The organism is Clostridium sp. DSM 8431 (genome assembly GCF_900116755.1).
In the GTDB taxonomy this organism is placed as follows: Bacteria; Bacillota; Clostridia; order Clostridiales; family Clostridiaceae; genus Clostridium.
The window spans coordinates 1-11,384 of record NZ_FPBY01000112.1; the positions used below are offsets into that span (position 1 = coordinate 1).

An 11,384-nucleotide genomic window follows, 5' to 3' on the forward strand; every position below is an offset into this window, starting at 1 on the left:
TATCTGTTTTGCAAAGACCTTCTAATTCTCTTAAAGAACTTATTCCGTTCTGCATAAATGCGAATAGTATAACTTTAAGTAATTTCTCTGAATCACATCTTGGACGACCTGTTTTGCAGCCTTCCCCTGCAAAATATGATTTTAGGTCAATGTGATCTATTACATCACAGAAAGTATATACCGGATCTGAAATATCAATAATTTTTTCGATTTCCAGTGGTAATTTTAATTGTTTTGTTATAAAATTATTATTAGTAAAATTATTTGGTATCATAATTTAATTTTACCAAAAAATCGCTGTAAGTTTAATGCCTACAGCGATTTTCTTTTTAGGAGAGTTTTTTTTACATCCCCTAAAAAAACAAATTATTAATTGTTTAAATAAATATCTAAGACGTCTGAAAAGCCATCTTCAATTAATGCATCTGCAATAATACCTCTAATTTCATAAGATGATGTACTATCATTATCTTTTCTAATAGAATTAATTTTGTTTACAATGTCGCTTACTAAAACTCTTATATCTGATTCATTAAATTTCTCTTCGTCCATGCCTACAACAGCATTATTTAGACTTCCGTAAATTTTTTCCTTATCAAATTCTTGAATTCTTCCATCCTTTTTTATAACCTTCATTTTTTATTCCTCCTAATATGTTAAAATTTAAATTTTATATTATATTCTTTTATCACCTTCATAAGAACTAAAACCACCTTCTACATCATATACATCATAACCTTTTGCAGAAAGTTCCTTACATGCCTTTAAGCTCTTTGAACCTGCTCTACACATAATATAATATTTTTCATATTTATCGAGATATTTTTCTGGATTCTTTAGAAGCTCTTCTGAAGGAATATTTTTTGCTCCTTCTATTGTGCCTATCTTAAATTCATGATACTCTCTTATATCTATTAAATTAATTTCTTCTACTATTTCATCAAGATCATTTACATCTATTCCTCTATACTCAAACATCACATCAACCTCCTAATTTTTCTATTCTTTAACCCAATATTTTTTACAATCATCTGTTCTACCTAAGAAACCATATTCAATAAGGGCTCTTCTTATTGTAACATAATCATCATAAATTCTCTTTAATACTTTATTTATATCTTTTTCTGAATATATTTCTCCACTCTTAAAGTTAGTAATTATATTACTTAATACTATTATTTTCTTTTGATGGGAAACTTTTTATAGCCCCCTCTTTTGTAAAGTAGGATTTTCTTACTGCTTCCTTTTCTTTTTCTGTAATATTAAATCTATCATCCACTTGAGATGCTGTTTTTGGAACATCACATATCTCAGTATCCTCAAGCTTTGTTATTTTATTATTTGTATTGTCACTTAATAAATCCATCATAGTTAAAAATAACTTAGATTGTTTCTCCTTTTCTCTTAGCTTATATCTATGATTTCTAATGGTAGAAGGGGCAACCTTAAGTTTTTCTGCCATTTCTTTGTCTGACACTCCTTCTGCCATTAATGTTATTATTTCTTTTTGTACTTCTGATATACCTGTAAACTTAGAATTCATGTTGATTAGATAATTAAGCATAGAACCATGCTTTCTTTTTATATGAATTGCACATGCCTTATTAGCATCATACAATTTTGATTCTATATCATAAATTCTACCTTTCTCAAAAACCTCTTCACAAATTAAACATCTTATCTGCTCCCCATCTTCTATATACCCTTTTCTTAATTCTAATAAATCAGCATCCCAAAACATATTTTTTTCCATAATTATCACTCCTTATTTTACAATTATAGCATATTATTGTTTTTATATTTCGTCTATATATTTATAGACTTTTTAACAATTTGTTTCTTAATACATAGTTTTATATTTTCATTATCTACTTTTTAAATTTTTTTACTAAGAAAAAGAGCCATGAATTTTTTAAATTCATAGCTCTTTTTATATAACTATCTTTAATAATAAAGCCTTATTTTATAAATATAGTTTTTTCCTTAACTTCTCTTTCTGGTTCCTTTACTACACCTTTTCCATTTTCAATAAGTTTCATAACCCATGCCATATTCTTGCCTAAAACTCTCATTATCTGCATACCTTCTGGATCTTTCTGAGCTTCTCCTGGTGCTCCTCCAAAAGCTACGTCCCAATAATTTGATGTTGGAATAACCATTTCATAATAGCTTAAGAATTTATTCATTTCATCTACAGCTTGAATTGTTCCTGCTCTTCTAGCTACTGCAACGCTAACTCCAACCTTATGTCTTAAAAATCCTCCGTTTGCTCCAATAAGCATGAAGGCTCTATCTAAAAATGCTTTCATAGTTCCATTTAACCCAGCATAATAAACTGGTGAACCTAAAATTATTCCATCTGCATCCTTCATTTTTTCAATCCATTCATTAACTTCATCTTTTAATACACATTTTCCAGTTTTAGAACATCCTCCACAGGCTTTACATCCAGTGATATTTTTGCTTCCTAAATTGATTATTTCTACATCAATATTTTCTTTTCTTAGCTCCTCAGCTACTGCATTAATTGAAACATATGTATTTCCATTAGCCTTAGGACTCCCATTAAATGCGATTACTTTCATTTTTATTCCCCCTATAATTTAATAAACTCCTTATATTATTATCTCTTTTTATTAAGTATTTTTCAATATTAATACATATATTGAAAAATTTATTATTAAATACAAAAGACCAATGCCTATTACTGCATTGATCTTTCAATTTAATATATTATGCTACAGCTACTTTAACTACTACTTTTTTAACCTTTGATGGTTCGTTGTTTAATGCACAACATGGTTTATGTGCGTCTTCTGGGAAGAAAATAGCGAAATCTCCATCCTTTAATACTAGTTTTGAAGCATTTTCTATATTCTTATAGAAAGCAACATCTTTTTCTTCAAAGTTATCTTCCATTATTTCTAGTCTTTCAACTGGTTCACAGTACATAATTTCAGTACCAGTTATAACACATTGAATATCTATGTATTTCTTGTGAGCTTCCCATCTTCTTTCTTCTTCTTTGAAAGTTTCATAATCTTGTACGTTAGCAAAAACATTTGCTCCATCTATTTCATGTCTTCCTGGTTCTAAACTTTCTAAATCAGTATTCTTTAAAAATTCTAATGCTTTCTTGAAATTTTTGTTTAATGATGAATAATCATATGCATTTTTTAAGTTTTCTAAAATCATTTTATTTCCTCCAAATCGTTTTCAATCTTGTATACATTTTACTACATTTTATGTTTTTTTACAATATTATTCATCTAATACAAAAGACATTATTAATGTTATGATAACACTAATAATGCCAAATTCTACATTTTCACATTTTTTTCACTATGCTTTTTTATTCTATAAGCTTGTTCTACTTTTATAACAAATTTAGAGATTAGTATACCAATTATTAGTCCTGCCAATACATCTGAAAAATAATGAACATATAAATATAATCTAGAAAAAGCAATTAACGCTGCTAAAATATATGTTATGACTCCTAACTTTCTATTCATGTAATAAATAATAGTTGCTGAAGCAAAGGATACCATTGTATGTCCTGATGGGAAGGAAAAATCCCTTGGCTTATCAATAAGAAGCGTAATACTATCATCAAAATTATAGGGTCTTGGTCTGGCTACTAAAGGTTTTATTCCTAAATTGCCAATAATACTGCATAGCACCAATGATGCAAAAAGCATTAATCCATATTTTCTATATTTTTTACTTACTAAAAATATAAGTGTGATTGCAATCCATAAGGCTCCTACATTTCCCACTGATGTTATAGCAACCATAAAACTGTCTGCTAAAGGTGATGTAAAATGATTTTGAATAAACATAAGAATTGCTGTATCTATGTTTTGAATAAACTGCATGTATTCTCCTCCATTTAATCTATTTATTTAACTATATTTTTTAATGAATTTAACTTATCAGAATAGCCCTTAAAATACTCTGAGCCACCATCACTAATAATATATATATTTAACTTACTATCTACTTTAGAAACTTTACTTGTAAGTTTCATCTCTACCCTTACCTTATCTATGACCTGTTGATTATTACAAAAATATCTTATCATCTTCAAACTTTCTGCAATGACTTTTCTATCTTTTTTCTTGAAGCTTGTCTGATTTTTCAAATCAGTAATCTCCTGTAAAATTTCCTCAATAGCATTATTTAATCTCTTTGAATCCTCTGCATCCCATCCATAAATTACAGTGTTTTCAGTAGAATAGTCTTCAAGTGATAAATTATCTATATCAGAATATCCATATAATATACGAGCATTTTTATATAGTTCTTCTACCTCACCACTAGCTCCATTAACATATTTTTTATCATAAGCTGAATATTCATATTTTCTGTTACTATCTTTAATCATATCTTCCCATACATGATCATTATTTAATGAAAAAATACCTATAATTACTCCTGCTATTAAAGCTATAGTTATTATAGAACTTATGATTGAATCAAAGCCTATAGCTTTACTTAGACCTTTTACAGATTTACTTAGCTTCATTTGTTTTTCACCTCTCTTAACTTACTTTATGGTATCAACCAAGCCAAATCTAGTCAACAACTAAAAACTTCTACTTATAATCTTATATGTCCTATAATACTACTTATTACAATAATTAAAAGCCTGCCTTATTTTTTTAACAAGACAGACTTTTATTCTTCTATTTATAAAAATTTTAATATATTATCTAAATCATTGAATAGACAACTGCTCTTAGCTTCCTTGTAAAAAGGCTTGTACCAGTATCTGCTCTTTGAATAAAATACATAAATATCATATTATCTTCTGGATCTATAGTAATATAATTACCAGGCCATCCATCCCATCCATATTCTCCTATGCCAGCATTAGTAGCAGCTTTTGACTTATCTAAAAGAATACGCATAAGATTACCATACCCATATCCCCTTAACGATTCCCAATCTTGAGTTTTCATCTGATTATCATCTAATTGATTTCTAGTCATAAAATCAACAGTTTTTTTACCTAATATTCTTACACCATTATATTCACCTTTATTTAGAAGCATAGATGCAAATTTAGCGTAATCATTAATTGTAGAAACTAATCCCTCTCCTCCAAGCTGAAATGGGTTATCCTCTCTATAAGTATTAAAATCTATTCTAGTAAATATTCCAGGCTTTAATTTATTAGTTTCCTCATCATAGGTATAAAGCTTAGAAAATCTATTTCTTTTTTCTTCTGGAACAAAAAAACTAGTATCCTTCATTCCTAAAGGTTTAAAAATTCTTTCCTTAAAGAACTCTTCAAGCCTCATTCCTGTTACAACTTCTATAAGCTGTCCAAGCACATCTGCACTACTGCCATAATGCCATCTCTCTCCAGGATGAGAACCTAAAGGAAGACTTCCTAAAATATTAAAAAATTCCAAGGAATTTACTTTCTCTCCCTTTATAAGTTTTTCCCTTGTTTCAAGATAAAAGTTTCTAACCTCTAGTCCTGCTTTATTCCAATCCTCTGGATATAAAAGACCTGAAGTCATATTTAAAAGATCTCTAATTGTCATTTCACTTTTTACAGAGATAAGCTTATCCCCCTCATAAACCTTTTGATTTTTAAAACCATCTAAATACTTAGAAACTGGTTCATATAAATCTATAATTCCATCTTCAAAAAGAATCATGGTTGCAACTGCTGTAATTGGCTTTGTCATAGAATACATTCTAAAAATAGTGTCTTCCTTCATTTCTATATTGTTCTCTATATCTGCCATACCATAAGACTTTTTATAAAATATTTCATTATCCTTTAATATGCAAATATTAGCTCCTGAAATATTACCTTCAGTAATTTCTCTATTTATCATCTCATCTATAATTTTACTCTTAATCCCCATTAAACCACCTCGTTTTACTATATTATATCATTTATAAAATATTTTTACATCAAAAAACCTGTACCATAAAATATCTGTACAGGTAAAATAAATAACTACTCTTCATTTAAAAATTCAAATACAGTATTAAAATAAGGTATCATCACATCATTATAAGTATTATAAAGCTCATGTTTAACATTTGGAACAAAAATAAGCTCTGCACAGCTCACTCCTTCAGCAAATCTTCTCATAGCTTTTCCTTTTACAAGATAGTCATCTTCAGTCTCAAACATTAATACCTTGGACTTTACTTTGGCCATATTTTTTCTTTGTTGAATTTCAAAGGTTCCTTCTAGTGAAGATTTTAGCCAATCAAAACTTAATCCATAGGTGTCATACCTCTTATGCATAAGAACCTTACTATAATAATAAGAAGCTCTTATCTTACAGGTTGAGCAAAAAACTTGAAAATCCTCTACACTTTTAAAAGTATAATTAGGAAATATGGAGTGTTTATTTTCCCCATTAATTATTCCAACCTTAACTATTAACTTAAGAAGTCCTTTAGGAATAAAGGTATTCATCTCAATCATAGGTGCTGTTAAAACTACCTTTTTAAATATATCAGGATATTTTTCTATAAAGAATGCTCCAATTCCCCCTCCCATAGAATGTCCATATAAATAGCAGTCCTTATAATTTTTAAATACTATTTTTTCTATGAACTCATGAAAATCTAGTACATATTTTTCAAAATTATCTATATGAATGATAGTTAAATCCTCTATCTCCCTTTCAGAATTTCCATGACCTCTATGGTCCATTATAAAAACAGAATAATTTGCTTTAAAAAAATAATATATTACCTCTTCCATCTTAGCTGTACATTCTCCCATACCATGAGAAATAACAATAGCTTTATCTGCCTTTGGATTAATATATTTTTCATAATATATTTTCAAATTATCTCTAGTATAAAAATTACACCTTCTAACATATTTTTCTAAAAAGGGCCTTATCTTATGTACCCTTTCATATTTATAGTTTTTGTCAGATATATAAAATTCATTTTCTGTTTTAGACAAATCAATGATTTTAAATTTACTATTTGAAGCATTAAAAATTTTCACAATATCACCTATAAAAATAAATATCACTTTAGTATATGTAAAAGACCTGCTTATAAACATTAATTATGCTTATAAGCAGGTTAATATGACTAGATTTTAAAACTAATAACTATTCTATTACTTCTGATACTTCTTCATTCTTAAGCTTATTATAATAATTAGCAAATGTAGCTACTTTATATGGTGCAACATAAATTGATGCAATGCCACATGTTACAACTGTAAGTATGTCCCAAAGTATAAAAGAAAGTATAAGAACAAATAATTCTAATTTATGTCCTTCCATCATTGTCTTACTTTCTTCAAAAGCTTCCTTTGCTGTCATATCAGGATTATCTGCTAAGATATAAAGTGACATTGAGTAACTTAAACCTTTAATAATACCTGGTACTACTAAAAGAAGAGACCATAAAAATGTAAATATTGCTACAAGTAAATTAACTAATAAAGATCTCTCAAAATCGTTAAAACTCTCAAATAGCTTTTTCACATGAACTTTTTCTCCACGTGTCATACCTAATGCTAAATGTGTAAATCCTAATGAAATAGGCGAAACAAAAATAAAAGCTATAATAGGTCCAACCTTAGGAATACACTCTAATGCGCCACAAATAACAGCTGTAACAAGCATACAAACAAAATAAGCTCCTATATTGCCTTTAATCTGATTCTTAGCTGCAGTTTTCAATTCTACTCTATCCATATTTTCTCCCATATAAATTATTACTATAACAATACTATTGTATTCATGACCTTAATAATTATTAACAAAATATAGATTAATATGAACAAAGTAGCTGACGCCACGCTTTTCAGCGCAGAAAGCAGCTTTGTTTTGCGGCCTACAATTATTTTTTAATGCATTTGACAACTTCCATATGAGAAAGCCAGTCAAAATCAGTGTTTAACATCAACAAAATTTTATACTTTTCTATGCATTAAAAAATGAACTCCTTGCTTAGATTTCAATGAGTTCCTCTTTATTTATTAATATTGCAATTATAATAAAGTTTTTGCAAATTCCATATTATCAAATTCTTTATCTTTAATATCTTCAAGTACATCACTTAAGAATGTCTTATGATGCTCAACTGCTTTTGAGAAGGATTGAATCATATTAATTATATTTTCCATGCTTTCAGTTCCATTTCTTAAAGCTCTTCCTACAAGATAAAATCTTATAAATGAAAATCTAACAAGAAGCATTATGTAACCATCAAAGGCTGATTCACTTTCTGTAAATGGGAATAAGTTATTATACATGAAATTTACTAAATAATTTTCAAATACATAACTATACTTATTTAAATATGACTCTTCATATTCACTAAATGCCTTAATAAACTTCTCTGAATCTTCAGTTATATCTTTTATATTATCTAAATCAAAACCTTCAAAAAGCTCCCTAGAATACTTTTTAAATGATTCACTATCAATTTCTTTAAATACATTTAAATCAGTTAATAACGCCTTAAAGAAAGATACTTGAAGAAGATAATTAAACTTATTCTTTTCATATTCATCTAAAACATTATAAACATCATATTCTGCAAATAATTTATTAAGATTTCCTTCTTCATAAAACTTTTCTTCTGCATTCTCTAAAAAACATCCTAAGACAAAAAGTCTTTTACTTAAATCATAGTCTCTATTAAGCATAATCTTTATACTTGTATTTCTAAGTTCATTAAAATACTTAATAAGAGTTCCTTTAAAGTCCTTTGATTTAGTATCTATCATTCCTGACACTATATTTTTTCCTAAAGGCTCTTCTCTATCTTCAAATTTAATACCTTCTTCTTTAGAAAGAATTATTCTTGCTGCTTCTGGACATGCAACATCTAAAGATCTTTCATATTTACCATCCACAAGATTTAATATTCTTGGGTAACATGTACATACATTAGATAAATAATCTTCTCCTAAGTTACTATAGATAACACATAAATTTTTATCATCTAAAAAAGGACATCTTTTTCCCTTCTTAAGCTTTACTCTACCATAATCAACATCTGGACTTGTGCAATACTCATTATTGTAAATATTTTTCTGAAACATCTTTTTCATTTCAGTATTTTCAGTTTTAAAATATTTCTTAAAACTTACTTTATCAATATCTATATCCCATCCTGCACAACATGTATCTTCACATTCTCCGCCAATACATTTAAATTCTTTTATGTAAGATGGACTTATTACCTTTACTTTTTTGTTCATTTTATCTTCCTCTTTTTGATATATTGTATATCTATATATTATCACTATTTATAAAACTTTTCAGTCTATAAAAAACTTTTATATATCTTTTTCTTCTAAACTTTCATCATCTTTAATTTTAGCCTTTAACAAGTATCTTCTTACTATAAATAAAATAGCTATTGATATAATTCCAGCTAAATTTTCAAAATTGGAGGTGTGCTCTACAATCATTTGTCTTGCAATTGCAAATACAAGCACTTCTATTACTGCATCTGGTGTATGCTCACATAACATTTTTATAAACTCTATACCAACAACAAGATTTAAAACTACTTCAAGAAAACCATCAAAACCAGAAATCCCCTGTCCGCTAAGAATCATATCTTTCACATCTACCACTAGATTTAACGTTAATACTCCAGTTACTCCAATTAATAGAATCGCAATTATAATTTCAATCACATAAGATGATTGTAAAATTCTCTTTTGTATTTTTCTTTTCATAAAATCTCCTGTAAAATATTATTTTTATTAAATTTATCATATATTCTGCAGAATGTATAGTTATTTTTAATTTTAACAATATTTGCATAGTTCAAAAAACACTTATATTTTCTATTCTACCCATATAATATTAAAAAAGGTAATTATGTCACCATTTTTATTAACTATCTCATGTCTACTTTGAACTGAATTCTCTTGTTTCATTATCTCACATCTTGAGTTTACTTTTTCACCATACATACACTCTTTATAATATTTAATTTGTAAATTACTAATTTTATACTTTTCAATTATATCCATAGGTATTGTTTCTATAGCCCAAGATAGATAAGTAATATTATTCACATGTCCATTAGTATCAATATCTGTATACTTTGCACTAACACTTATTTCATTATCTATTGATTGTATTTTCTGTAGTTTTTCTATTTTACCCATTTTCTCATCATCCTTAGTTAATTCAAAGGCCTTCTTAAAAACTTCTGAAATGTTTTCAAGTTTTCTACTTTCTGTATTAATTAATAACCAAGCCGAATCAACACTTCCTATAATCTTTCTATTTTTATCATAAATCTCATACTTATTCCACAAGTAAAATTTTTTATAAGCTACAGGATAAATTTTTATATATATCTTATCTGCGAAAGAAGGATACTCTTTCATGTTTATATCCCACTGTCCTATTATCCAGCTTAGCTTATTTTTAGCAGAATATTTAAAGTTTAAATCATTAACATATAAATGATAAACAAATAAATCTTCTAAGTAGCTTAAAAGTGCATTAGCTGTCAAATTACCATTTCTATCAATTTCATAATAATGAACCTCATACTCTTTTTCTATTTCTCTCATAATCCCATCTCCCTTTCATATTTTATTCTTTTCACTTGATACTCTTTTATACAACAATTTTACACCATTTCCTTATTTTTTTGTATATTTCATCCATAATTTAGTGATAATTTTATTAACTTTAATTAAATTTCAAATATATAATATTAATATGTTAAGATTTCTTTAAAAAACAAAAGGCTGTATTATGAATAAAAGTGATAAAAATATATCTAATTTTTAAAAATCAAAAAAGCGTATAGATAAAACTCTATACACCTATAACAATTAACTTAAGCCCTATTTTACCTTCTATTTTTTAAGGATTGAATAAGGGAAAAAATAAAAAATGATATTCTAATTGGAATTAACAAAATACTTAGTATAACTACTGCATAAATTATAGTTGAAGGGTTAATTGCACTCATAATTCTAATCCCCTTTTCTTATTTTTGTAGTTAAAAATAGTATACACTTTTTGTAATTTCTCTCACTAATAGTATATGTTTTACATCTAAAAAAGAGCACTATTTTTTAGAAGGGCACTGAAAAAGTGCCCTTCGGAAAATTAAGTCCAAAAGATTGTTATTCAACAATCTTTTGGGCTTTTTATGTTATACTTAATTTATTAAATAATAAGGGTGATTAGAGTGATAAAAAAGCAAGAAACAATGATTTTAAGTGAATATACAGGAATTTATGATTTGGTTGTTCCCAAAGACAATATGCTGAGAAAAATTAATGAATTAATTGACTTTTCATTTGTTTATGACGAACTTTCTAATAAATATTGTTCTAATAATGGTAGAAATGCTATAGATCCAATTCGTATGTTTAAATATCTTTTATTAAA

General features: G+C 27.2%; 12 protein-coding genes and 3 pseudogenes. 1 reads left to right on the forward strand and 14 read right to left on the reverse strand.

Annotated elements, in window-relative coordinates; all coding sequences use genetic code 11:
• From BM384_RS11600 to BM384_RS11665, 14 genes and pseudogenes are all read right to left on the reverse strand, one after another.
• Positions 1-274: pseudogene (locus tag BM384_RS11600) on the reverse strand (IS1182 family transposase); the annotation flags it as partial.
• Between the two features lie 95 nt (positions 275-369).
• Entirely contained in the window at positions 370-636 is a 267-nt protein-coding gene (locus tag BM384_RS11605) for an ATP cone domain-containing protein (RefSeq protein ID WP_090013781.1), read from the reverse strand.
• A gap of 39 nt (positions 637-675) precedes the next feature.
• Entirely contained in the window at positions 676-978 is a 303-nt protein-coding gene (locus tag BM384_RS11610; RefSeq protein ID WP_090013782.1) for a rhodanese-like domain-containing protein, read from the reverse strand.
• A gap of 21 nt (positions 979-999) precedes the next feature.
• Positions 1,000-1,753: pseudogene (locus BM384_RS11615) on the reverse strand (DUF2087 domain-containing protein).
• 205 nt (positions 1,754-1,958) lie between these two features.
• A complete protein-coding gene (locus BM384_RS11620) occupies positions 1,959-2,585 on the reverse strand; it encodes a flavodoxin family protein (protein WP_090013784.1) in 627 nt (208 codons plus the stop codon).
• Positions 2,586-2,733: 148 nt separating this feature from the next.
• On the reverse strand, positions 2,734-3,195 hold the full coding sequence (locus BM384_RS11625) for a NanQ anomerase/TabA/YiaL family protein (RefSeq protein WP_090013785.1): 462 nt from the start codon (positions 3,193-3,195) through the stop codon (positions 2,734-2,736).
• Between the two features lie 125 nt (positions 3,196-3,320).
• A complete protein-coding gene (locus BM384_RS11630; RefSeq protein ID WP_090013787.1) occupies positions 3,321-3,878 on the reverse strand; it encodes a phosphatase PAP2 family protein in 558 nt (185 codons plus the stop codon).
• Between the two features lie 23 nt (positions 3,879-3,901).
• Positions 3,902-4,528 carry a hypothetical protein gene (locus tag BM384_RS11635; RefSeq protein ID WP_090013788.1) on the reverse strand — a complete coding sequence of 209 codons (627 nt, stop codon included), beginning with the start codon at positions 4,526-4,528 and terminating at the stop codon, positions 3,902-3,904.
• 187 nt (positions 4,529-4,715) lie between these two features.
• Positions 4,716-5,885, reverse strand: coding sequence for a serine hydrolase domain-containing protein (locus tag BM384_RS11640; protein WP_090013790.1), 1,170 nt, complete (start codon positions 5,883-5,885; stop codon positions 4,716-4,718).
• 95 nt (positions 5,886-5,980) lie between these two features.
• Positions 5,981-6,997: an alpha/beta fold hydrolase gene (locus tag BM384_RS11645; RefSeq protein WP_175537356.1), complete on the reverse strand. Its 1,017-nt coding sequence runs from the start codon at positions 6,995-6,997 to the stop codon at positions 5,981-5,983.
• Between the two features lie 109 nt (positions 6,998-7,106).
• On the reverse strand, positions 7,107-7,700 hold the full coding sequence (locus tag BM384_RS11650) for a DUF975 family protein (RefSeq protein ID WP_175537357.1): 594 nt from the start codon (positions 7,698-7,700) through the stop codon (positions 7,107-7,109).
• Between the two features lie 296 nt (positions 7,701-7,996).
• Positions 7,997-9,214, reverse strand: a complete 1,218-nt coding sequence (fliB, locus tag BM384_RS11655; RefSeq protein ID WP_090013795.1) for a flagellin lysine-N-methylase — start codon at positions 9,212-9,214, stop codon at positions 7,997-7,999.
• 78 nt (positions 9,215-9,292) lie between these two features.
• The gene (locus BM384_RS11660) at positions 9,293-9,700 is read right to left on the reverse strand and encodes a phosphate-starvation-inducible PsiE family protein (protein ID WP_090013796.1); all 408 of its coding nucleotides are present in this window, start codon (positions 9,698-9,700) and stop codon (positions 9,293-9,295) included.
• Between the two features lie 111 nt (positions 9,701-9,811).
• On the reverse strand, positions 9,812-10,552 hold the full coding sequence (locus BM384_RS11665) for an acyl-[acyl-carrier-protein] thioesterase (RefSeq protein WP_090013798.1): 741 nt from the start codon (positions 10,550-10,552) through the stop codon (positions 9,812-9,814).
• A gap of 629 nt (positions 10,553-11,181) precedes the next feature.
• Here BM384_RS11665 and BM384_RS11670 point away from each other — a divergent pair.
• Positions 11,182-11,384 (forward strand): annotated as a pseudogene (locus tag BM384_RS11670) (IS5/IS1182 family transposase); the annotation flags it as partial.

Excerpts from the sequence above, each read along its gene's own strand:
- BM384_RS11660 (WP_090013796.1), bottom strand. The coding sequence starts at position 9,700 with ATGAAAAGAAAAATACAAAAGAGAATTTTACAATCATCTTATGTGATT.
- BM384_RS11620 (WP_090013784.1), bottom strand. The coding sequence starts at position 2,585 with ATGAAAGTAATCGCATTTAATGGGAGTCCTAAGGCTAATGGAAATACA.
- BM384_RS11635 (WP_090013788.1), bottom strand. The coding sequence starts at position 4,528 with ATGAAGCTAAGTAAATCTGTAAAAGGTCTAAGTAAAGCTATAGGCTTT.
- BM384_RS11650 (WP_175537357.1), bottom strand. The coding sequence starts at position 7,700 with ATGGATAGAGTAGAATTGAAAACTGCAGCTAAGAATCAGATTAAAGGC.
- BM384_RS11630 (WP_090013787.1), bottom strand. The coding sequence starts at position 3,878 with ATGCAGTTTATTCAAAACATAGATACAGCAATTCTTATGTTTATTCAA.
- BM384_RS11625 (WP_090013785.1), bottom strand. The coding sequence starts at position 3,195 with ATGATTTTAGAAAACTTAAAAAATGCATATGATTATTCATCATTAAAC.
- fliB (WP_090013795.1), bottom strand. The coding sequence starts at position 9,214 with ATGAACAAAAAAGTAAAGGTAATAAGTCCATCTTACATAAAAGAATTT.
- BM384_RS11640 (WP_090013790.1), bottom strand. The coding sequence starts at position 5,885 with ATGGGGATTAAGAGTAAAATTATAGATGAGATGATAAATAGAGAAATT.
- BM384_RS11665 (WP_090013798.1), bottom strand. The coding sequence starts at position 10,552 with ATGAGAGAAATAGAAAAAGAGTATGAGGTTCATTATTATGAAATTGAT.
- BM384_RS11610 (WP_090013782.1), bottom strand. The coding sequence starts at position 978 with ATGTTTGAGTATAGAGGAATAGATGTAAATGATCTTGATGAAATAGTA.
- BM384_RS11605 (WP_090013781.1), bottom strand. The coding sequence starts at position 636 with ATGAAGGTTATAAAAAAGGATGGAAGAATTCAAGAATTTGATAAGGAA.